Here is a 21,114-nt window from a genome sequence, read left to right on the forward strand (position 1 = left end):
CCCGCGGCGTCGCTACCCTGAGACCGTGGATGCGAGCGACGTCGGACTGGTGCTGATCCCGCTGCTGGCGGTGGCCGCACCGCTTCTCGCACGCGGCGTCCGTCCGCTCGTCCGGGTGCCGATCGTCGTGTTCGAGCTCGTCCTCGGGATCCTCGTCGGTCCTGCGGTGCTCGGCTGGGTGGAGCCAGGGCCCCTCCTGGAGAAGCTCAGCGACTTCGGCCTGGCCGTGCTGTTCTTCGTCGCCGGCTCCGAGATCGACTTCCGCCAAGTGGCCGGGAAGCCCCTGGCCCGGGCGTCGCTGGGCTGGCTGCTCAGCGTGCTGCTGGGCATCGGGCTCGGATTCTTCTTCGCCCCGGGCGAGGGCATGGTCGTCATCGGGATCGCGTTGAGCTCGACCGCCCTCGGCACGCTGATGCCGATCCTGCGTGATGCGAAGGAGCTGGACACCCCGTTCGGCCGTGCCATCAGCACCATCGGCGCCGTGGGGGAGTTCCTGCCGCTGATCGCGATCTCGATCTTCCTCAGCACCCGGACGACGCCCCTGGCCACCGCGGTGCTGCTGACCTTCGTCGTGCTGGCGGGCCTCGCCGTCCTCGTCGCGCACCGGGTGCCGCACGGGCGCCTGCACGGCATCGTGCGCGCGACCCTCCACACCTCCGACCAGTTCGGGGTGCGCTTCGTGATCCTCCTCATCGCGGCCCTCGTCGGCCTCAGCGTCATGCTCGACCTGGACATGCTCCTCGGCGCCTTCGTCGCGGGGGCCATCTGGCGCATCATCATGGCGCGGGCACCCGAGAAGGACGCGGCCGAGGTCGAGAGCAAGATCGAGGGGCTCGCGTTCGGCTTCCTCGTGCCGGTGTTCTTCCTCTACACGGGCGTGACCTTCGACCTGCAGGCGCTGCTGACGTCTCCCACGGCGATGTCGCTCGTGCCGGTGTTCCTGTTGGCCCTCCTGGTGATCCGCGGATCGGCCGCCCAGCTGTCCGCCCCGGCGGGCGCCAGCGGGCGTGACCGCGCCGCCCTCGGCCTGCTCGCGGCCACCGGACTGCCGATCATCGTCGCGGTCACCGCGATCGGCGTGGACCAGGACATGCTCGACTCGGGGACCGCGGCCGCGCTCGTCGGGGCGGGCATGCTGTCGGTGCTCCTGTACCCGCTGATCGGGATGACGCTGCGGGGCGATCGTGCGCAGGTCGCGGGCCCGCGCCTCGCCGACCAGACCACGCTGGGGGAGCTGTGACCACCGCCTCCGCCCTGCTGACCCAGGCCGTGCAGGAGCTCGCCGGCGCACCCCGCGAGGGCCTCGGCGAGGAGAAGGACTCGCGCTGGCGCGGGCGGCGGATCGTCCGTGTCGGCGAGGCCTGGCACCTCGGCGTCATCCTGCTCACCGACACGCATGCCCTGGCGACGGCGGAGGTGCTCCGCGCGGCGGACCCGGGGCGTCGGGGATACACCGCCGAGTCGGCGCGGGCACGGGCCGAGCGCCGGGCCCTCGCGCTCCGGGGCGGCTTCCATGAGGGGGATGTCGTGCACGTCGGCTGGAGCGTGATCGACGTCGACGCGGTGGATGCCGGAGGCTCCTCCGGTCCGCTCGCGCTCATCGACGGCGTGCCGTCGGTGCGCTGGAGCCAGGCGGGCGGGTTCATGCCGCTGGAGGCCTACCTGCGCGAGCGCATCCCGCTGCTCCGCGGCGACGCGCCGACCTGATCTCAGCCGAACATCTCGGCGTCGACCGTCGCCTGATCAATCTCAGCACGGTTCATTGCCTGGCGCCGGTGATGGGTTCCCCGAAAGGAGGTCGCGCGGACACCTGCTGCTCGTCACCGAAACTGCACCCGCCTCTACCGCCTCGCCACACTCGAGTTGCAGCAGTCTGAGCTCATGTCCGTCCGCCATTCTGCCTACGGGTCGGAGTTAGCGCATGCGCTCCGACCCATCGCGCGGTGTTAGATCTCTATGCGAGTGGCCCTGTCCGTCAGGCGCCATGGCACCGGAAAATCCGCAATCTTCATACCATTCGAGGACATGTGACTGACCTCATCGGCATAGGCATCCGCGTCTTCGCGGTTGTCGAAGACGCCGTAGATGCCAGCGTCATCCTCGTCGTCGAACACGATCCATACAGACTTCATCCCTGCATTCTGCCGTCGACGCCACCTCTACGCGCCGGGTATCGCTCAGCCGAACAGCTCGGCGAAGCGGCGGAGCAGGGCGGCACCCTCGGTGACCGAGGCCGCGAGGACCTCCTGCTGCACCGCGTCGAATTGCGCCGGATCGAAGTACCCCGTCGTGCGGTAGAACGTCATGCGGTCGGCGAAGTCGCGCGGCGTCGGCTCGGGATGGAACTGCGCGGCGTACAGGTGGGTGCCCACCCGGTAGGCCTGCACGGGGCAGGCCGCGTTGGTGGCGAGCAGCACGGCTCCCGGCGGAGTCGTGGCGGCGCTCTCCTTGTGCGCGGTGAAGACGGTGAGCGCGGGGCCGGACGGGCCGAACACAGGATCGACGGCGCCCTCCGGCGTCGTGTCGATGACGGTCGCGCTCGCCGCCTCCGGCATGGTCGTCACGACCTCGCCGCCGAGGAGGCGGGTGAGCACCCCGATGCTGAAGCACGTGAAGAAGGCGGCGATCCGCTGTTCCCGTGCGGCGCGGGCGAGCGTCTCCAGATCGGCCTCCACGCGGCGCTGCACCGGGGTCTTCTCGACGTCCGTGACGTTGAACGGCGAACCGCCGATGACGACGCCGCGGTAGCGATCCAGGTGGGCCGCGGTCAGCGGCTCGTGGAGCAGGTCGAGACGATCGACCACGTCGACCCCGAGGGCCCGCCGGAACGAAGCGTGCTCGGCATCCGCCGCCCCGGTCTCGGGTCGCACGCAGACGTAGAGAAGCGAGGCCATCAGGCGATTCTAACGAGGGGGAGCGTCCCGGCCCGACGGCTCAGCGGGACGAGTTCGCGGTGCGTCCTCGGACGATCCCGACGAAGGTCTCGACGTCAGGCGTGGTTCGGTCGCGCGGCCAGGCGAGGGCCACGGTCGAGACCGGGCCGTCGGCGAGGACCCGATAGTCGGCGTCCTTCCGGTGGTGCAGTCGGGCCAGTGACATCGGGACGACGACGACGCCCACACCCGTCGCCGCCGTGGCGATCGCGTCGGCGGTCGACAGGGGTCCGACGCGTGCAGGGATGGTGCCCGGCACCCCCACCGGCCCGAGCACGTCGTCGGACAGGGAGAACAGCACCTCGCCGTCGAGGTCGGCGGTCGTCAGCTCGTCCGCCGCGAGCAGGTGCGAATCGGTCGAGGCCACGACGACGGGGACCTCGTCGTACAGCGGGATGACGTGCAGGGCGTCGTCGTCCAGCGGGAGGCGCACGAGGGCGGCGTCGAGATCATCGAGCGCCTCTCGCTGCCCGGCGACCTCGATCGCGACGAGCTCGAGGGCCACGTGGGGCAGGCGCCGCTTCCACGTGTCGATCCACTTGCCCGGCGTCGCTCCGGGCACGGCGCCGAGGCGGAACGTCCGCGGCTCCTCGGGTGTGGCGGTCGGAGCGTCGAACACGACCTTCTCGGCGCGGGGTGAGCGGCGCGGAGCCGGCTTCCCCTGGCGTGAGCCGCCGCCCGCGGCACGGCCCCGGTGGGCGGGTGAGCCCTTGCCGGAGCCTTTCGCGGGTCGTCGTCCCTGGTGCGCCATGGGATCCAGGCTACTCGGGGTCCTCCGAGTCCTCGGCGGGGGAGTTCCGCTGAGTCCGGCGGACCAGTCCGGCGACACCGCCCACGAGGAACAGGGCCCCCGCGGTGAGGAGCACGATCGTGAGCAGGGTGGCGGGAGTCATCGTCCCCACGCCGTCGGCCAGCGCGGCGCGGCGATCCGCGTCGGCGAGGAACCACAGCGCCCCTGCGGCGATCGCGGCGAAGGTCGTGCCCCAGATGATGGATGCCCAGCGCACCCGTGGTGCTGTGATTGTCTCGGTGCTCATTCCTGGCCCTCCTCGGGCTCCTGCAGGGTCACGACGATGACGCCGCTCGACTGGTCGATGGTCACGGGCTGGATCGTGGAGGGGCTGCCCTCCTCGGCGGAGATGTTCGCGGTGAGGACGTTCTCCTCGCCCCGTGGCCGGGTCGAGATGACGCCGGTGTCCATGACCATCGGATCGTCCGGATCGACGCGGAGCCAGCTCACCTCCACGGCGTCGCCGACAGTGCCGCGGAGCTGCAGCTGCACGCCGGCGTCGACGAAGATCTCGGTCCGCCCCGATCCCTTCTCGATCTCGATGGGGCGGGGGCCGCCGTCGTGCGGGTGGAGCTGCAGGTACAGATCACCGAACGGCTGTCGAACGTGCGCCTCCTGGTTGTTCGTGAGCGAGGCGTACCCGAGGGTGAGACCGGGCATCGTGGACAGGAAGCCCGTGAGGAGACCCGCGGCCAGCGTCAGCACCGTGAGGAAGGCCAGCGCGCCGCTGCGGCGACGGAGGGCTCCCGCCGTGATCATCGCCAGGGCCAGGACGAGAGCGCCGGACAACAGCCCCAGCGCCCCACCGACGGGTTCTCCGACGGCGAGTCCCACCCCGGCGCCGACGACGATGGCGAGGCCGAGGGCGGTCATGACGAACGGGAAGCCGGCGCGCGGGTTCGATGCGCGGCGGAGGCGTCGGCGCTCCGCGGCCTCGGCGGCGAACACGGCGGCTTCGGCCTGACGCTCCCGGCGGAGCTGGTCGCGTGCGGCGCGCTCCAAATCCTGCTGCTGACGGCGCCACGCCTGATCCTGCTCCTTCCAGGCGGCGTGCTGGGCGCGCCAGGCTTCCAGCGCGGCGGGGTCCTGCGTGCCGGGTGGCAGGGGGGCCGGAGGCGCGGGGATGGCGAGGACGTCGTGCCCGACGGCGTCGGCGAGCGGAAGCGGGGGAGGCGCATCCGTCGCCGCGGGAGGAGTGGCGTCCGCCCCCGTGGCGGGACCCGAACCCGCGAGGGGGGCGGACGCGGCCGGGGCCGCCGGATCTGCGGAAGCCCCCGGCAGATCCGGCGCGGAAGCGCCCGGGGTGCGGCGCGCGGCACGCACGATGAGGAAGAGCAAGGCGGCGGCGAGCACGAGCCCGACCACCCAGGTGAAGGTCGACAGTGCCGACCAGCCGTCGTAGCCGAGTCCGAACAGGCGCCCGGTGAGCGGGGCCGTCGGGAAGAGGCCGATCACGGCGAGGGCGAGGATGCCGAGCTGCACGGGGTCGTACCGGCGCTGCAGCAGATCACGCAGATGCACGCGGCCGTCGACGTCGGGCAGCACGGCCCAGGCGAGGGCGTACAGGAACAGGGCCGGAAGACCGAAGAGGGCGGCGACGACGAGGATTCCGCGCACGATCAGCGGATCGATGCGCAGCCGGATCGCGATGCCCGCGGCCACGCCGCCGAGCCACCCGTCGGTGCGGACGACGCCGAGGCCGGCGACCCACAGCAGGAAGCGGTCGGCGCCGCGCGGTGCGCGAGGGGTGTCCGGCGTCGACGGGGCGGGCTCGGCGGGCGGCGGCGGAGCGGTCGGAATCGTCATGAGTCGATCCTCGCGGTCGCCGGCGCCGTGAGGCCATGGGGGGATCCCCTGAGCGCACCCTGATTCCGCGCCGGGGAGGACCCCGAGCGGGGGACAGGATGATTGGATGACGGTATGCCCTCCGCCGTCTCCACACTCCCCGGCCCCGCGCTGGCGACCGTGCGTCCGGCGCTGACCCGCGACCGCGACGCTCTCGTGACCGGAGTGAGCGCCGGGCTCGCGCGGCACCTCGGAGTGCACGTGGGCCTGGTGCGGGCGCTGTTCGTCGCCCTGACGCTCTGCGGGGGTGCGGGCGTGCTCCTGTACGCCTGGTGCTGGACCTTCATGCCGTGGACGGAGGGGACGACGGCGCCGACGCGTCGCCTCCCGGTCGCCTGGCTCCTGCTGGTCCCCGCGGCCGTCGGCGCCCTCGTCATCGTGGTGTGGCGCGGGGGCAGCGACTGGCTGAACGGCTCGATCCCTCCGGGGACGGCGGCCGTGGTGGTCGGCGGGACCACGCTGTGCGCGACCGCCTCCGGGCTGTGGGCGACGCTCATCGATCGCACAGACACGGCGCGCGGCCCCCGGCACACCACCACCGTCCGCATCCTCGCGGTGCTCATCCTCGGCCTCGTGGTCCTCCTGCTCCTCTCGTGGCCGATCGCCCGCTCGGGCGTCGTGCTCGTGCTGCTCCCGCTGACCGGGCTGGTCGCGGTGGTGGCTTCGGCCCTCATTCCGCGCTGGCGGGAGCTGGCCGGAGAGCGCGTGCGCCGCATCCGGGAGGAGCAGCGCAGCGTGATGGCCGCCCACCTGCACGACTCGGTGCTGCAGACGCTCGCCCTCATCCAGAACCGGGCCGGGGCATCGAGCGAGGCGGCACGGCTGGCCCGGGCGCAGGAGCGGGAGCTGCGCGCGTGGCTCTACGACGGGGACGCCCCGGCGGACAGCGACCTGCCGACCGACCTGCGCGACTACGCAGCGGCGCTGGAGATCGACCACCCGGTCCGGATCGATGTGGTCTCGGCCGGGCTGTCGGCGGAGCGGGCGAGCGGCGAGCTGGCCGCCGCGGCGCGCGAGGCGATGCTGAACGCCGCGCGGCACGCCGGCGGCGAGATCTCGGTGTACATCGAGGGGCGCATCGACGGGGTCGACGTGTTCATCCGGGATCGGGGTCCCGGGTTCCGGCTCGCCGACGTGCCCGGCGATCGCCTCGGTGTGCGGGAGTCGATCATCGGGCGCCTGCGTCGCGCGGGTGGCACGGGTTCGGTGCGCAGCGACGACGCCGGTACCGAGGTGCATCTGCGCCTGCCCACCGTCTCGTCCCCGGAGCGGGGCGCCGGCCGACAGGAGCCCCGTGGCTGACCGTCTCCGCGTCGTGATCGTCGACGACCACTCCATCTTCCGCTCAGGCCTGCGGGCCGACCTCGATGCGAGCGTGGAGGTCGTGGGGGAGGCCGCAGACGTGCCCACGGCGATCGCCGTGATCGCGGAGACGGCGCCCGACGTGGTGCTCCTCGATGTGCACCTTCCGGGCGGGGAGGGCGACGACGCGACCGGCGGGGAAGCCGTGATCCGAGGGACGGGACCGACGACCACGCGCTTCCTGGCCCTCAGCGTCTCCGATGCCGCGGCCGATGTCGTGCGGGTCATCCGGGCCGGGGCGCGTGGCTACATCACGAAGGGCTCGTCAGGCGGCGAGGTGAGCGCCGCCGTGCACGCCGTCGCCGAGGGGGACGCGGTGTTCTCGCCGCGGCTCGCCGGTTTCGTGCTCGACGCGTTCGGCGCCGTCGCCGGCGAGACCGCCACCGCGACGGACGAACTCGACCGCCTCTCCTCGCGCGAGCAGGAGGTGATGCGGTTGATCGCCCGCGGCTACGCGTACAAGGAGGTCGCCGCGGCCCTCTTCATCTCGATCAAGACCGTCGAGACGCACGTGTCGTCGGTGCTGCGCAAGCTGCAGCTCTCCTCCCGCCACGAGCTCACCGCGTGGGCGTCGGAGCGGCGCCTGCTCTGAGAGCGATCAGGCGGCCAGCCAGAGACCCTTCTGATCGGTGGCGACGGTGAGCCCCGCTGCGACGGTCTCGTCGTCGCCGATGCGGGCGCCCCGCACAATGCGGGCCCCGGCCCCGATGTCGGTGCGGACCCCGACGTGCGCGTGGTCGCCGACCGCCGCGCCCTGGCCGACGTGCGCGTGGGCGTCGATGTACGCGCCTTCGCCGATCACAGCATCCTCGTCCACCCACGCACCGCGGGCGATGATGGCCCCCGCCCCGACGCGTGCTCCCGGTTCGATGTAGGCTCCCGCCTCGATGTGCGCCTTCGGATGCACCTTGGCGCCATGCGCGACGAGACCGCGACCGTTGGCGTGCTTGCGGTACCGCAGCGTCGCTCCGTGGTCGTTCTCGATGTCGACGTAGTTCTTGCCCACGATTCCTCCCGTGCTCCGGAGTTCTCCGGATATATCAACAACCACGGGAGGGGGAGATTCATTCCCGCGGATGGATACCGCTCAGCGCTGGCACCGGGGGCACCAGAACGTGATCCGCTCTCGGGTGGGATCCGCCCCCAGCTCGCCGCGACGGATGAGCGTTCCGCAGCGTCGGCAGGGGCGTCCGGCGCGTCCGTACACCCATGTGGACTGCCCCGGGCGGTCGATGCCGGTGAAGGTGCGGTTGCGGCGGTCGCGGTTCGCGCGGATGGTCCGCACGCCCAGGTCGAGAAGGGCGGCCACGTCGACCTCGGGACTCGGCGTGGGCGGCAGGATTCCGCGGAGGAACAGGAGTTCTGCCGCGTACTCGTTGCCGAAACCCGCGACGTTGCGCTGATCGAGCAGCGCGACGTGGATGGCCCGGGTGTCGGCGCCGAGCCGCCGTGCGGCCTCGATCGGATCCCAGTCGGCCGCGAGAGGGTCGGGGCCGAGGTAGCCGACGAGGTCGTCCTCGTCGCGGGTGGGGACGACCTCGACTTCGGCGATGTCCACGCCCACGGCCTCGCGTTCGGCCGTGCCGACGATCGCCCGCACCTTGAACGCGGGATGCCGCCACTTCTCACCGGGCCGGTACACGAACCACGCACCGTCCATGCGCAGATGCGAATGCAGCGTGCTCTCGCCGATCCGCAGCAGCAGGTGCTTCCCGCGGGGGACGGCGCCCTGCACCCGCTGGCCGGTCAGATCGAGGGTCGCGAAGCGCGGAACGCGGAGGTCGAAGCGCGTGACCTCCCCGCCCGCGAGGGCCTCGTCCAGGCGGCGTGCGGTACGGAAGACGGTATCGCCCTCGGGCATCAGGCGATCCCGGGTGTGCGGTCGTGCGGCACGGCCGCCCTCGCCGTCGACTGGGCGGCGGCGAGTGGAGTGCGGGCCTGCATGTCTCGCGCCAGCATCGTGCTCCCCGCGACCGCGGCCGGCATCACGGCGACGGCACCCCCGGGGATCAGGAAGCACAGCTGGGTCGCGACGCCGAAGCCGAGCACGCGGGCGCGACTGCCGGAGAACAGCGCGGCGCGGGCGGCGGGGCTGAGGTCACGGGCGTCGAAGGCGCGACCGGTCAGCTCCCGCGCCAGCAGGCGGCCCGTGAGGACGACACCGGAGACCGCTCCGAGGACACCGCCGACGCCGGGCACCAGGCCGATGAGGAGCACGAGGAGCGCGATCAGGATGCCGAGCACGACGAGCCGGAGGCCCTCGCCGACGGTCGTCCAGAAGCTGCCGCCATCCGCAGGAGGCGGGTCGCCGAGGTCCTTCTCGACGGCGTGCCAGATGCGCTGGTAGAACGGGTCGCCGATCGTGAGGGTGAGAGCGCTGAACACGGAGCTGGCCAGAGCGAGTGCGGCGGCGACCACGACGAGGCCGACCGCGGTCCGCAGGACGCCACGCCAGGGCTCCACCCAGCCGTCGGCGAACGGGGTGAGCCAGGCTGCCAGCGAGGGCATCGACAGGATCAGCGGCACGAGGACGGCGGCGAGGAGGACGAGCGCGATGATCGCGGGGACGAGCCCGAGCGCCATCAGCCCCGGACGGGTGCGCCACACGCCGAACCCGCGGAACAGGGTGCGGACGCCGGCGGCGAACTCTCGGATCATGGCTCCAGGGTAGGGGTGGATCGGTGGTGGTCGTGGTGAGGCCGGGTCAGACGGCCTTGCGGAGGGTGAAGCCGCGCGGCGTCTGCACGAAGCCCGCCTCCTGCAGAGCCCGCCCGAGGATCGTGCCGTACACCCCCTCGCCGTTCACCTTCTCGACGGTCAGGGTGTCGAGGCGGCGGTCCCTGGCTGTCGTCGCGAGGTCGGCGGCGGCGGCCTGCAGCACTTCCTCGTCGTCCGTGAAGCACAGCACGGTCCGTCCGCCGCGCTCGAGCGACAGAACGAGCGCGCCGTCGACGAGCACCACGAGCCCGCCGGCCTTGCGCCCCGGGCGATGCGAGACGCCCTCGAGCTTCGGCCACCCGAGCGCCGCGCCGTAGGGGTTCGCGGGGTCGGTGGCCGCCAGGGTGACGGCCTTCCGCGGCGGCGGATCGGCGAGACCGGCGTAGGTCCGCAGACGGTCGACCGTGGCCGATGCCGCGAACTGTGCGGCGCCGAGCTTCTCGATCACGTAGCCGCGGCGGCAGTGCCCCGCCTCCTCGAATCCGGCCAGCACACGGTACGCCTGCGCGAACCCGCCTGGCACGCCCTCCGACTGCACGGCGCCGCGGGTGACGACGCCATACCGGTCGAGGAGCAGGCCGGCGGTGACGGTCGCGCGGCGCGCCGGGTCGGTCTCGACCTCGGGGAGCAACGACCAGCGTCCGCCGATCGAGGTCGGTCGAGGAGCCGTGCGCGTGAGGGACATGCCGCGATAGGTGCGCGCACGCGGAGCACGGCGCTTGACCTTATGGGCCTGGGAGCCGCCGGTCAGCAGCGAGCGGATCGGCGCGAACGTGTCGTTCGTCACATGCCCCGACCAGGTCAGAGACCACAGCGCCTCCAGCACGGACTGCTCGTTCTCGGCGCCGGTCATCTCCTTGAGCTGCGCCGCGAAGTAGGCGCCGCCCGCCGCGAGGGCTGCGAGGAGGCGCGCTTCGAGCGACTCCGCGGCGATCTCCGCGTCCGGATCGGGCAGCGTGAACGGGGCGAGATCGGCGGGATGCAGCGAGACCCACCCGTCGCGCCCGGGGAGCGTGCCGTGTCCGGACCAGATCACCTCGCCCGCGGCCGTGAGCTCGTCGAGCATCGCCGGGGAGTAGTCGCGCACCCGCGATGGCAGGACGAGCGACTCCCAGGCGCTGGCCGGGACCGGGACGCCGGCGAACTGCTCGATCACCGTGAGCACGCCGTCGATGCCCTCCAGGGGCCGACCGAGATGCTGCCAGTCCGGAAGGAACCGCGCGTACGCCTCGGGCGAGACGGGTTCGACGGATCCGCGGATCGCCGCGAGCGACCGCATGCGCAGGCGCCGCAGGACCTCGGTGTCGCACCACTCGATGTCGTCGCCGCTGCCGGCCGCGGTGGGGAGGAAGTACCCGCTCGTGAGGCGGCCGTTCGTCTCCAGGCGCTGCAGGGTGTGCCGCGCGACGGCGGCGCCGAGGCCGAACCGCTCGGCGACGGCCGTGGTCGTGAAGGGGCCGTGGGTGCGGGCGTGACGGGCCACGAGGTCGCCGAGAGGATCCGCCAGGGGCTCGAGGAACGCGACGGGGATGCCGGTCGGCAGGGCGGCCCCGAGCGCATCTCGCAGGCGCCCTGCGTCTTCGATCGCGGCGACCCTGGACACCCCGGCGATCGTGACCGGGATGGCCCGCCGCGCGGTCACGAGGTCGTCGAGCAGTGCCGCCGCGGTCGCCCCGGCGGTGGAGTCGGGATCGAGGCGCGCGGCGACCTCGTCGGCATCGAGCGGGCCGAGCAGTCGGAGCAGGTCGGCGACGCCCTCCAGGCCGCGCGCCCGGCGTTCCGGATCGAGCCGCTGGGCCTCGCGCTCGAACTGGGCGATGACGTCGGGGTCGAGGAGCTCGCGCAGCTCGACCGTGCCCAGCAGCTCGCCCAGCAGCGCCGGGTCGACGGAGAGAGCGGCGGCGCGGCGTTCCGCGAGCGGTGAGTCGCCCTCGTACATGAACGCCCCGACGTAGCCGAAGAGGAGGTCGCGCGCGAAGGGCGACGGCTGCCCCGGCTGCGTCTCGACGAGGCGGATGCGGCGGTCGGCGATGCTCGTCGCGAGCTTGCGCAGCGACGGCAGATCGTAGACGTCCTGCAGCACCTCGCGCAGGGTCTCCAGGATGACGGGGAAGGTGGGATGCCGGCGTGCGACCTCGAGGAGTTGCGCCGAGCGCTGGCGCTGCTGCCACAGCGGCGTCCGGCGGTTGGGGTTCGTGCGCGGCATGAGCAGGGCCCGCGCGGCGCACTCGCGGAACCGGGAGGCGAAGAGCGCCGAGCCGCCGACCTCCTGCGTGACGAGCTGTTCGAGCTCATCCGGATCGAAGACGAACAGCTCCGCGCCGGGCGGTTCCGACTCGGCGTCGGGGATGCGGACGATGATGCCGTCGTCGCTCGCCACCGCGGAGCCCTCGACGCCGAGGCGCTCTCGCACCCGTGCGTTGATCGCCAGCGCCCACGGCGCATGCACCTTCATGCCGTACGGGGAATGGAGGATGACGCGCCAGTCGCCGACCTCGTCGTGTCCGCGCTCGACGGTCAGCGTGCGGTCCGTCGGCAGGGTGCCCGTGGCCTCCCGCTGCTCGGAGAGGTGGGCGAGGAGGTTCGCGCGCGCCTGTTCGTCGAGTCCGGCGGCGATGAGGCGCTGCTCCGCCTTCTCCGGCTTCGCCGCGGACACCTCGCGGGAGAACGCCCCCAGTGCCTCGCCCAGCTCGAACGGACGCCCGATGCCGTCGCCGTGCCAGAACGGGACCTTTCCCGGCTGGCCGTAGGCGGGGATGACGTTGACCCGGTCATGGGTGATCTCGGCGATGCGCCAGCTCGTGGTCCCCAGGGTGAACACGTCGCCGACGCGGGACTCGTAGACCATCTCCTCGTCGAGCTCGCCCACTCGGGCGCCCGTGGACTCGCCCGCCACGAAGACGCCGAAGAGCCCGCGGTCGGGGATGGTGCCGCCGCTGGTGACCGCGATCCGCTGTGCGCCCGGGCGGCCGGTGAGCGTGCCGGCATCGCGATCCCAGACGAGTCGCGGCCGCAGCTCGGCGAACTCGTCGGAGGGGAAACGGCCGGCCAGCAGGTCGAGCGTGGCCTCGTAGGCGGAACGGGGGAGTGACTGGAAGGGGGCGGAACGGCGGACGGTCTCGAACCACTCCTCGACGCTGATGGCGCCGAGGGCGCTGGCCGCGACGGTCTGCTGGGCGAGGATGTCGAGCGGATTCCGCGGCACCTGGATCGCCTCGATCTTCCCCGCCAGCATCCGCTCCGTCACGATCGCGGTGTGCAGCACGTCGCCGCGGTGCTTGGGGAACAGGGCCGCGCGGCTGATCTCGCCGACCTGATGCCCGGCGCGACCCACGCGCTGGAGTCCGGAGGCCGCGGACGGCGGCGCCTCCACCTGGATCACGAGGTCGACGGCACCCATGTCGATGCCGAGCTCCAAGCTGCTCGTGGCGACGACGCACCGGAGCACGCCCGACTTCAGCTCCTCCTCGACCTGCGCACGCTGCTCTTTCGACACCGAGCCGTGGTGGGCCTTGGCGAGCACGGGATCGGCGCCCGCGGTGGACCCGGCCTGCGCCATCATCGCGGCGGGCACGGTCGGCTCCGGAAGCGCGACGCCGATCCGTTCCGCGTAGATCTCGTTCAACCGTCCGGTCAGCCGTTCGGCGAGGCGGCGGGAGTTCGCGAAGACGATGGTCGAGTTGTTCTGGAGGATGCGGTCGACGATCGCCTCCTCGACGTGCGGCCACACCGACCCGGTGACCTCGGTGTACTCCGCGTCGATGCCCGGCGCCTCCGGCGGGGCCCCGGGTGGCGGCGGCGGGTTGGTCATGTCGTCCATCGGCACGACGACGCCGAGTTCGAAGGTCTTCGATGCCGGCGGGGCGACGATCTCGACCGGATCACCGCCGCCGAGGAAGCGCGCCACCTCGTCGATGGGGCGCACGGTGGCGGACAGGCCGATCCGCTGCGCTGCGGTCTCCGCACCGTGGGAGCGACGGAGGGCGTCGAGGCGCTCCAGGCTCACCGCGAGGTGCGCGCCGCGCTTGGTGGCGGCGACGGCGTGCACCTCGTCGATGATGACGGTGTGCACGTCGCGCAGCGTCTCGCCCGCCCTGCTCGTGAGCATCAGGTACAGCGACTCGGGCGTGGTGATGAGGATGTCGGGCGGATCGGACACGAGCTTGCGCCGATCGCTCGATGTCGTGTCGCCCGAGCGGACGCCCACCGTGATGCCGGGGGCGGTGAGGCCGAGCCGCCGGGCGGACTGCCCGATGCCGATGAGCGGCGAACGCAGGTTGCGCTCCACGTCCACGCCGAGGGCCTTGAGCGGGGAGATGTAGAGGATCCGCGTCCGGGACCCGTCCTTCTTCGGCTCCTCCGGCGCGTCGGCGCGCTCGCGGAACACGCTGTCGATGGCCCAGAGGAACGCCGACAGCGTCTTGCCGGATCCTGTCGGCGCCACGACGAGGGCATGCTTGCCGGCGGAGACCGCCTCCCACGCGCCCGCCTGGGCCGGTGTGGGTGCGGTGAAGGCACCCCGGAACCAGTCCTGTGTGGCCGGGGTGAAGCGGTCGAGCACGTCGCTCATGCCTCCATCATTCCCGACCCCACCGACATCCGGCTCGGACCTTGACAGCCCCCTCTCCCGCCCGCACGACCCGGTCCCGCCCGCACGACCGAACCGTGGTTCCGGTCGTGCAGGCGGACAAGGGTCGTGCAGACGGAATGGATGACGAGGTCACACGACCTCCTGCAGCACGCCGTCCGCGTCGATCTCGAGCGTGAGGTCGAGGTCGAGCCGGTCGAGGAAGGCGTCGTCGTGACTCACCACGAGCACCGCGCCGCGGTAGGCCCGCAGCGCCTCGACGAGCTGGTCGACCGTGTCGAGGTCGAGGTTGTTCGTCGGCTCGTCGAGGACGACGAGGTGCGGAGCCGGATCCGTGAGGAGCAGCCGGGCCAGAGCGACCCGGAACCTCTCCCCGCCGGACAGCGCGGACACCGGGCGGTCGGCCGTCCCGCCCCGGATGAGGAACCGCGCGAGCCGGTTGCGGAGCTCCTTCTCCGGGACCTGCGGTGCCGCGGCGGCGACGTTCGCGAAGACGGAGAGGCTCTCGTCGAGACCGTCGACGCGCTGCGGGAGGTAGCCGATCCGGTCAGTGAGCGCCTCCGCCCGGAGCTCCGGCCGTTCACAACTCAGGAGATCGCGCCCGATCTCCGCCTCCGGCGTCGGATTCGGACGTTCCGGCGCCTCTTCTCCTGAGTTGTGCACGGCCCCGTCGACCAGCCGCTCCAGCAGGGTCGTCTTGCCGGCGCCGTTGCGTCCGACGAGGGCCACGCGCTCCGGCCCCTGGATCACCCACGACCGCTCGGGCCCGCTCAGCTCGGCGATCCGCCGGCTCCGCGACACGTCGGGATCCGGAAGCTCGATCTTCATCGATGCGTCGGACCGCACCCGCCGTCCCGCCGCATCGTGTGCCGCACGTGCCGCGTCCTCCTTCGCGCCGACCTCGGTGCGCAGCTTCCCTGCGGACACCTCGGCGGCCATCTTCCGACCGTGCGCGATGATCTTCGGAACGCGCTTCTCGACCTCGGCCTTCTTGGCGGTGCGGGCCCGGTGAGCGAGCTTGACCTCGGCCTCGATCCGCTGCCGCTTCTCCTTGCGGAGCACCTGGGCGGCGGCGACCTCGGCCTGCTTCGCCGCGTCCTGTTCCGCATCCAGCCACGCGCGCCATTCGGAGTACGGCCCGCCGAACACCGAGAGGTTCCGTCCGTAGAGCTCGGCGGTGTCGTCCATGAGCTCGAGCAGTGCGAGGTCGTGGCTCACGACGATGAGCGTGCCCTTCCACGACTGCACCATCGCGGCGAGGGTGGCCCTGGCGTCGCGATCGAGGTTGTTCGTCGGTTCGTCGAGGAGCGTGATGGGTGCCCGCCGCAGCCGGATCCCGGCGATCGCGACGAGCACGGCCTCCCCGCCGGACAATTCGCCGACCGTGCGGTCGAGGAACGCGGGGACGAGCCCGGCCTCCGCGAGGGAAGCCTCCGCCCGTGCCTCGATGTCCCAGTCGTCGCCGACCGCGTCGAAGTGCGCCGGGTCGACGTCGCCCGCCGTGATGGCGCGCACGGCGTCGAGGGCCGCCGTCACTCCGAGGAGGTCGGACACCCGGCGGTCCACGTCGAGCGTGAGCTGCTGGGGGAGGAAGGCGACCTCGCCCGAGGTGTTGAGGGATCCGGAAGTGGGCTCGAGTTCCCCGGCGATCAGTCGGAGCAGGGTGGACTTGCCGGCGCCGTTGCGGCCGACGAGGCCCGTGCGCCCGGCACCGAAGGCTCCGGAGACGCCGTCGAGCGCGACCGTGCCGTCCGGCCAGGTGAAGGAGAGCCGGTCGAGGACGACCGAGGCGTGCGAGGAAGAGGGGTGTGACATGGGGTGTCTCCTGTCGAGTGCGAGGGTGCACTGACACCGAGCCCCTGCCGGGCCGTGGAGTCACGGAAGCGGAGGAGGGCGTCTGCCGGGGAGTCGGCGATCGTCGGGTCAGCGCGCGAGAAGAGGGGCGCGGAGGCGACGATTCAGATCAAAGGACTTCCAGACACGGCGGACAGGACGCCACGACGATACCCGGGCGTGTCGCGTCGTGCAACTCCCGGGCGTGTCGCGGGTCCGTCGCGCGGGGGATGCGGGGGCGCTCGCGGGCTTCTACCGTGGAGGCATGGCAGACGATCGGAACCCCAGCCCGGAGGAGATGCGCGCCAGGACCGGCCTCGGCATCGGTCTCGCGGTCGGCACGGCCATCGGTGTCTCCATGGGCGTCGCGTTGCAGAACTGGGCCCTCGGCCTCGTCTTCGGCGTCGCCATCGGCATCGCGCTGTCCGTGGCCTTCCGCGGATCGGGAGGCAGCACTGAGAAAGGGTCGGACGGCGCCGACGCCGTCGACGACCCGGACTCCGGCGACGACACTCAGGACGGCCGAGGCCCCTCCGCCTGATCCGCGTCGATCCCCGCGACCCAGGTCGTGAGGAAGCGGTGCACGTCGCCGAGCTCCTCCTCGGAGATGCTGTGGGTGAGACCGCTGTAGACGCGACCGGAGAGGGTCGTGTGCGCGGGGAGCCATTGCGCCGTGTGGGCGATCAGCGGTGCGGGGATGACGTCGTCGTGCGTGCCGCGGCCCCAGAACACCGGAGGGCTGACCTCCGCCAGATGCTCGTCCTGGGGAAGGGCGTCCGGGGCGGCGTACCCGCTCAGTGCGACGACCGCACCGAACCGCTCGGGCGCGAGCCGCAGGGCTTGGAGGGATACCGCGGCACCCTGGGAGAACCCGAGCAGCGCCACCGACGGCGCGTCCGCCGCGGCCTCGTCGAGCCAGCGCAGGAACGCCTCGGCCGCGAGGGTGACGGCGGCGGAGCTGCGTCCGTCGAGCCCCTCGATCGGGTACCAGGAGCGACCGGGGGTCGGCCACGGCGGGGCGAGCGGAGCAGCGACTGAGGCCACGGCGATGCCGGAGGGCAGATACGGGACGAGGCCGAAGAGGTCGTGCTCGTCGGCGCCGTACCCGTGCAGCAGGACGAGCAGCGGGAGCCCGGCGGGGTCAGGGGGCGACCAGCGCGTCGCGGCAGCGTCGATCGTCAGGTTCTCGGTCACACCGTCATCCTGCCAGGGCTCGCGCCGGTGCTCCCCATCGACGAGGACGGCTGGTAGAAAGGAGGCATGGCGGTGCGCACACCCGATCCGGAGCCGGAGCCCGACGACGAGGGCCTCGGTTCGTTCCGCGACGCGAACCCGCCGAGCCCGGACGCGAACCCCGGCTGGCTGAGCGACGTCGAGCTGGAGGAGGCGCGGCGCCACCTGCCGATGCTCTACGTCGAGGCGATCCCCGTGCGCACGGACGGCTCCGGTCAGGTCACCGAGATCGGCGTGCTGCTGCGCTCCACCCCGCTCGGCGAGATCACGCGCACGATCGTGTCGGGCCGCGTGCGCTTCGGAGAGACGATCCGCGACGCGCTGTTCCGTCATGTCGAGAACGACCTCGGACCCATGGCGTTTCCGCTGCTGCCGCCGCAGCCCCTGCCGTTCACGGTGGCCGAGTACTTCCCGATCCCGGGGGTGAGCGCGTACCACGACGACCGTCAGCACGCCGTCTCCCTCGCCTTCGTGGTGCCTGTGACCGGCACGTGCGAGCCGCGTCAGGACGCGCTGGAGGTGACGTGGTTCTCCCCGGAGGCCGCGGCCTCCGATGCCGTCGCCGCCGAGATGGAGGGCGGCCGCGGCACCCTCATCCGGCACGCGCTCGCCAGCCTCGGCCTCCTCCGCTGACCCTCTTCGCGCCCTCCCCGCCGAGACCCCGGCTTCGCGTCGAGACCCCGGGCTCGACCCGCGCGGAACGCGGGGTTTCGACGGCGGCGCGGGGTCTCGGCGAAAGGGGCCGGAATCCGAGCTTGTCCTCGGAGCGCGGGAGCGGTATTCATGACGAAGGTGATCTGTTCAGAACGCCCTGATCCGCGCGGTCGTCGACCGCGTCCGTCCCGAAGGATGCTCATGGCGTTCGCCGCTCCTCTCCGCACCCTCCGCGCGCTGGCCGTCACGGTCGCCGCCGCGCTCCTCGCCTCCGGGCTCGTCTTCGTCGCGGCCCCCGCCGGCGCGGCGGTTGCGCCCGACCCGGCCTTCCCCGGGGTCGCCGAAGCGCTTCCCACGGCAGTGGAAGCGGCCGCGGAGATCGCCGCCGCTCCCGGTGAGACGGATCCGGATGGCTCCGCCGTCGTCTCCGGACAGGTCACGTTCCCGGACGGCATCGATCTGAGCACGGGACGGACCTTCGTCGCGGCCTATGCACCCGGGGCGGATGCCGGTTCCCCGCTCGCGGCCGTCGGCGTGACAGACGGGTCGTACTCCCTGCGCGTCCCGCAGGGCGACGTCGTCCTCGGTGTGGTGTCGGAGGGACGCGCCGTCTTCGATCAGGGTGGCCCGCAGGCCGGCGAGGTCGTGTCCGTGGGGCCCGACGGGCTCGTGCGCGACGTGGTGCTCGAGCGCTCCGCCCTCGTCTCCGGGCGCCTCACCGCGCCGACCGGCGTGGACATCACCGGGCAGCGGGTCGTCGTCGCCGTCTACCCGGTGGCCGGAGCCGGGGCCGCGGTCACCGCCGCCAACGTCGTGACGGACGCCGGTACGTTCGCGGTCGGAGGGCTGCCGGCGGGCGAGTATCGCGTCGCCTTCGTATCGTCGGTCGCGGGCGCGGTCTCGGAGTGGTGGCAGGACGCATCTCGATTCGAGAAGGCGCGGCCGCTCGTGCTGGCTGCAGGGGAGGCGCGGCCGGGGATCGATGCCGCACTCGAGGCGCTGCACCGCATGGAGACCTCGGTACCCACGATCAGCGGTACGCCCGTCGTCGGACAGACCCTTCGAGCGCTTCCGGGGGCCTGGACCGCGGGTGCCGCGCTCAGCTACCAGTGGTACGCGAACGGAAAGGCGATCGCCAAGGCGACGGCCTCCTCCCTCGCGCTGACGACGGCGCACGCGGGGACGCGCATCACCGTCAGGGTGACCGGGAAGAAGGCCGCCTTCGCGTCGGCGACGGTCGGCTCGGCTGCGACGGCCGCGGTGCTCCGCCCGCTCGTCTCCCCGACACCGTCGATCACGGGCACGCCCACCGTCGGGCAGACCCTCAAGGTCAGGACCGGAACCTGGACGGCGGGGACACGGCTGACGTATCAGTGGTACATCAACGGTGCCGCTGTCGCACGAGCCACCGCGGCCTCGTTCACGCTTCCGTCGTCGGCGGCCGTGAAGACGGTGACCGTCGTCGTCTCCGGGACCAAAGCCGGGTACGCCGCCGCATCACGGCGCTCGAAGCCGACGGCCGCGGTGAAGGGGATCCTGTCCGCACCGACGCCTCGGATCACCGGATCCGCGATCGTGGGCTCCCGCCTCACGGCCGTCCCGTACACCTGGACGAGCGGCACCCGGCTGAGCTACCAGTGGTACATGAACGGGCGGGCGATCTCCCGTGCGACCGGCTCGACGCTCGTCGTCACCCCGGCGATGGTGAAGGCGAGGATCACGGTCCGGGTCACCGGCACGAAGAGCGGCTACATCTCCGCCGCGCGCACATCGGCTCGTACGGCCGCCGTCGTCTATCCGGGGCGCACCACGCCGATCTCGACCTGGAACTGCCCCGCGTGGGCTCCCATCAAGGGCAACGCGCAGTCGATGATCTATCACGTGCGGAGCGGGGCGTACTACGCGAAGACGAAGCCGGAGGCGTGCTTCTCCACGGAGAGCGCCGCCGTCAAGGCCGGCTACCGCAAGTCGAAGCGCTAGGCGACCTTCTCCCGCCGAGACCCCGGTTTCGCGCCCACACCCCGGCGTAGACGTGCGAGCGCCCCGGGGTCTCGACGCGAACCCGGGGTGTCAGGGGCGCGTGAGGCGGGCGAGGGCGTCGACGAAGGCGTCCACGTCGGACTCCTCGGTGTCGAAGCCGCACATCCAGCGCACCTCGCGGCGCGCGGCGTCCCAGTCGTAGAAGCGGAACACGTCGCGGAGCTGATCGGCGACGCCCTCCGGCAGAGTCGCGAACACGCCGTTCGCCTGCGTCGGCTGCGTGAACTCCACTCCGACGATCGACCCGTCGGCGAGACCGTCCTCGATCCGCCCGCGGAGCCGGGCCGCCATGGCGTTGGCGTGCCGGGCGTTGCGCAGCCACAGGTCGCCGTCGAGCAGGGCGATGAGCTGCGCCGAGACGAACCGCATCTTCGACGAGAGCTGCATGTTGAACTTGCGCGCGTAGTTGAGGCCGACGGCGGCCTCCGGGTTCAGCACGACGATGGCCTCGCCGAGCATCGCGCCGTTCTTCGTGCCGCCGAAGGTCAGCACGTCCACCCCGACGTCGGTCGTGAACGCCCGCAGCGGGAGGTCGAGGGCGGCGGCCGCGTTCGACAGGCGCGCGCCGTCGACGTGGAGCTTCATGCCGCGCGCGTGGACGTGACCGGCGATCGTGCGGATCTCCTCCGCCGTGTACAGCGTGCCGAGCTCGGTGGACTGCGTGATCGAGACCACCAGCGGCTGCGCGCGGTGCTCGTCGCCCCAGCCCCAGGCCTCGCGGTCGATGAGGTCGGGGGTGAGCTTGCCGTCGTCGGTGGGGACGGTGAGGAGCTTGAAGCCGCCGATCTTCTCGGGCGCTCCGCCTTCGTCGACGTTGATGTGGGCGGTCGAGGCCGCGATCACGGCACCCCAGCGCGGCAGCATCGACTGCAGGCCGGTGACGTTCGCCCCGGTGCCGTTGAACACGGGGTACGCCGCGGCGGTGTCGCCGAAGTGCGCCTGGAACACCTCCTGTAGGCGGGCGGTGTAGGCGTCCTCGCCGTAGGCCACCTGGTGGCCCCCGTTCGCGGCCGCGAGGGCCGCCAGGACCTCGGGGTGGATGCCGGAGTAGTTGTCACTGGCGAAGCCCCGGATGGCGGGGTCGTGCGGGATGCTCACCGGACAAGCCTAATCGCCTT

At 72.3% G+C, this 21,114-nt stretch carries 19 protein-coding genes; 7 read left to right on the top strand and 12 right to left on the bottom strand.

Annotated features, from left to right (window positions below; all coding sequences use genetic code 11):
- The first annotated feature begins 25 nt into the window (after positions 1-25).
- Both AB1285_RS01830 and AB1285_RS01835 read left to right on the top strand, forming a co-directional pair.
- Positions 26-1,240 carry a cation:proton antiporter gene (locus tag AB1285_RS01830; RefSeq protein WP_370428614.1) on the top strand — a complete coding sequence of 405 codons (1,215 nt, stop codon included), beginning with the start codon at positions 26-28 and terminating at the stop codon, positions 1,238-1,240.
- Positions 1,237-1,707 (top strand): glutaminase, encoded by a 471-nt coding sequence (locus tag AB1285_RS01835; protein ID WP_187662324.1) that lies wholly within the window; start codon positions 1,237-1,239, stop codon positions 1,705-1,707. The genes AB1285_RS01830 and AB1285_RS01835 overlap by 4 nt, the downstream gene beginning before the upstream one ends.
- Positions 1,708-1,946: 239 nt before the next feature.
- Here the strand turns inward: AB1285_RS01835 and AB1285_RS01840 are convergent, their stop codons facing one another.
- From AB1285_RS01840 to AB1285_RS01860, 5 genes are read right to left on the bottom strand one after another with little or no spacing between them, the layout of a single operon-like run.
- Positions 1,947-2,132 carry a hypothetical protein gene (locus tag AB1285_RS01840; RefSeq protein WP_280564951.1) on the bottom strand — a complete coding sequence of 62 codons (186 nt, stop codon included), beginning with the start codon at positions 2,130-2,132 and terminating at the stop codon, positions 1,947-1,949.
- A gap of 45 nt (positions 2,133-2,177) precedes the next feature.
- Positions 2,178-2,894 carry a glutamine amidotransferase-related protein gene (locus AB1285_RS01845; RefSeq protein ID WP_315638392.1) on the bottom strand — a complete coding sequence of 239 codons (717 nt, stop codon included), beginning with the start codon at positions 2,892-2,894 and terminating at the stop codon, positions 2,178-2,180.
- Positions 2,895-2,934: 40 nt separating this feature from the next.
- A complete protein-coding gene (locus tag AB1285_RS01850) occupies positions 2,935-3,684 on the bottom strand; it encodes a LysR substrate-binding domain-containing protein (protein WP_370428615.1) in 750 nt (249 codons plus the stop codon).
- Between the two features lie 10 nt (positions 3,685-3,694).
- The gene (locus AB1285_RS01855; protein WP_280564945.1) at positions 3,695-3,970 is read right to left on the bottom strand and encodes a hypothetical protein; all 276 of its coding nucleotides are present in this window, start codon (positions 3,968-3,970) and stop codon (positions 3,695-3,697) included.
- Positions 3,967-5,529 carry a PspC domain-containing protein gene (locus AB1285_RS01860; protein ID WP_370428616.1) on the bottom strand — a complete coding sequence of 521 codons (1,563 nt, stop codon included), beginning with the start codon at positions 5,527-5,529 and terminating at the stop codon, positions 3,967-3,969. The genes AB1285_RS01855 and AB1285_RS01860 overlap by 4 nt, the downstream gene beginning before the upstream one ends.
- Before the next feature lie 114 nt (positions 5,530-5,643).
- Between AB1285_RS01860 and AB1285_RS01865 the strand changes: the two genes are divergently transcribed.
- Both AB1285_RS01865 and AB1285_RS01870 read left to right on the top strand, forming a co-directional pair.
- The gene (locus tag AB1285_RS01865) at positions 5,644-6,870 is read left to right on the top strand and encodes an ATP-binding protein (protein ID WP_370428617.1); all 1,227 of its coding nucleotides are present in this window, start codon (positions 5,644-5,646) and stop codon (positions 6,868-6,870) included.
- Positions 6,863-7,522, top strand: a complete 660-nt coding sequence (locus AB1285_RS01870; RefSeq protein WP_363446673.1) for a response regulator transcription factor — start codon at positions 6,863-6,865, stop codon at positions 7,520-7,522. The genes AB1285_RS01865 and AB1285_RS01870 overlap by 8 nt, the downstream gene beginning before the upstream one ends.
- A 6-nt stretch (positions 7,523-7,528) precedes the next feature.
- On the opposite strand, the gene AB1285_RS01875 is transcribed toward AB1285_RS01870, so the two are convergent.
- The 5 genes from AB1285_RS01875 to AB1285_RS01895 all read right to left on the bottom strand — a co-directional run bounded on the left by AB1285_RS01875 (position 7,529) and on the right by AB1285_RS01895 (position 16,051).
- Entirely contained in the window at positions 7,529-7,936 is a 408-nt protein-coding gene (locus AB1285_RS01875) for a DapH/DapD/GlmU-related protein (protein ID WP_363446675.1), read from the bottom strand.
- Between the two features lie 81 nt (positions 7,937-8,017).
- Complete coding sequence (locus AB1285_RS01880) at positions 8,018-8,791, bottom strand: DNA-formamidopyrimidine glycosylase family protein (protein ID WP_370428618.1); 774 nt, start codon at positions 8,789-8,791, stop codon at positions 8,018-8,020.
- Entirely contained in the window at positions 8,791-9,588 is a 798-nt protein-coding gene (locus AB1285_RS01885; RefSeq protein ID WP_370428619.1) for an EI24 domain-containing protein, read from the bottom strand. The genes AB1285_RS01880 and AB1285_RS01885 overlap by 1 nt, the downstream gene beginning before the upstream one ends.
- A 46-nt stretch (positions 9,589-9,634) precedes the next feature.
- The gene (locus AB1285_RS01890; protein WP_370428620.1) at positions 9,635-14,218 is read right to left on the bottom strand and encodes an ATP-dependent helicase; all 4,584 of its coding nucleotides are present in this window, start codon (positions 14,216-14,218) and stop codon (positions 9,635-9,637) included.
- Between the two features lie 150 nt (positions 14,219-14,368).
- A complete protein-coding gene (locus tag AB1285_RS01895) occupies positions 14,369-16,051 on the bottom strand; it encodes an ABC-F family ATP-binding cassette domain-containing protein (protein ID WP_370428621.1) in 1,683 nt (560 codons plus the stop codon).
- Positions 16,052-16,334: 283 nt separating this feature from the next.
- On the opposite strand from AB1285_RS01895, the gene AB1285_RS01900 reads away from it, so the two are divergent.
- On the top strand, positions 16,335-16,610 hold the full coding sequence (locus AB1285_RS01900) for a hypothetical protein (protein WP_280564930.1): 276 nt from the start codon (positions 16,335-16,337) through the stop codon (positions 16,608-16,610).
- On the opposite strand, the gene AB1285_RS01905 is transcribed toward AB1285_RS01900, so the two are convergent.
- Positions 16,583-17,263 carry an alpha/beta hydrolase gene (locus AB1285_RS01905; protein WP_187662312.1) on the bottom strand — a complete coding sequence of 227 codons (681 nt, stop codon included), beginning with the start codon at positions 17,261-17,263 and terminating at the stop codon, positions 16,583-16,585. The two genes, AB1285_RS01900 and AB1285_RS01905, sit on opposite strands and share 28 nt — an antisense overlap.
- Before the next feature lie 66 nt (positions 17,264-17,329).
- Between AB1285_RS01905 and AB1285_RS01910 the strand changes: the two genes are divergently transcribed.
- Positions 17,330-17,935: a DUF4916 domain-containing protein gene (locus AB1285_RS01910; protein WP_268776644.1), complete on the top strand. Its 606-nt coding sequence runs from the start codon at positions 17,330-17,332 to the stop codon at positions 17,933-17,935.
- A 222-nt stretch (positions 17,936-18,157) separates the two neighbouring features.
- Positions 18,158-19,936, top strand: coding sequence for a hypothetical protein (locus AB1285_RS01915; protein WP_370428622.1), 1,779 nt, complete (start codon positions 18,158-18,160; stop codon positions 19,934-19,936).
- Positions 19,937-20,026: 90 nt separating this feature from the next.
- On the opposite strand, the gene AB1285_RS01920 is transcribed toward AB1285_RS01915, so the two are convergent.
- Complete coding sequence (locus AB1285_RS01920; protein ID WP_370428623.1) at positions 20,027-21,094, bottom strand: threonine aldolase family protein; 1,068 nt, start codon at positions 21,092-21,094, stop codon at positions 20,027-20,029.
- Positions 21,095-21,114 lie beyond the last annotated feature (20 nt).

The sequence above is a fragment of the Microbacterium sp. NRRL B-14842 genome, assembly GCF_050470785.1.

Excerpts from the sequence above, each read along its gene's own strand:
- AB1285_RS01900 (WP_280564930.1), top strand. The coding sequence starts at position 16,335 with ATGGCAGACGATCGGAACCCCAGCCCGGAGGAGATGCGCGCCAGGACC.
- AB1285_RS01885 (WP_370428619.1), bottom strand. The coding sequence starts at position 9,588 with ATGATCCGAGAGTTCGCCGCCGGCGTCCGCACCCTGTTCCGCGGGTTC.
- AB1285_RS01880 (WP_370428618.1), bottom strand. The coding sequence starts at position 8,791 with ATGCCCGAGGGCGATACCGTCTTCCGTACCGCACGCCGCCTGGACGAG.
- AB1285_RS01845 (WP_315638392.1), bottom strand. The coding sequence starts at position 2,894 with ATGGCCTCGCTTCTCTACGTCTGCGTGCGACCCGAGACCGGGGCGGCG.
- AB1285_RS01860 (WP_370428616.1), bottom strand. The coding sequence starts at position 5,529 with ATGACGATTCCGACCGCTCCGCCGCCGCCCGCCGAGCCCGCCCCGTCG.
- AB1285_RS01865 (WP_370428617.1), top strand. The coding sequence starts at position 5,644 with ATGCCCTCCGCCGTCTCCACACTCCCCGGCCCCGCGCTGGCGACCGTG.
- AB1285_RS01850 (WP_370428615.1), bottom strand. The coding sequence starts at position 3,684 with ATGGCGCACCAGGGACGACGACCCGCGAAAGGCTCCGGCAAGGGCTCA.
- AB1285_RS01910 (WP_268776644.1), top strand. The coding sequence starts at position 17,330 with ATGGCGGTGCGCACACCCGATCCGGAGCCGGAGCCCGACGACGAGGGC.
- AB1285_RS01890 (WP_370428620.1), bottom strand. The coding sequence starts at position 14,218 with ATGAGCGACGTGCTCGACCGCTTCACCCCGGCCACACAGGACTGGTTC.
- AB1285_RS01895 (WP_370428621.1), bottom strand. The coding sequence starts at position 16,051 with ATGTCACACCCCTCTTCCTCGCACGCCTCGGTCGTCCTCGACCGGCTC.
- AB1285_RS01915 (WP_370428622.1), top strand. The coding sequence starts at position 18,158 with ATGGCGTTCGCCGCTCCTCTCCGCACCCTCCGCGCGCTGGCCGTCACG.
- AB1285_RS01840 (WP_280564951.1), bottom strand. The coding sequence starts at position 2,132 with ATGAAGTCTGTATGGATCGTGTTCGACGACGAGGATGACGCTGGCATC.
- AB1285_RS01855 (WP_280564945.1), bottom strand. The coding sequence starts at position 3,970 with ATGAGCACCGAGACAATCACAGCACCACGGGTGCGCTGGGCATCCATC.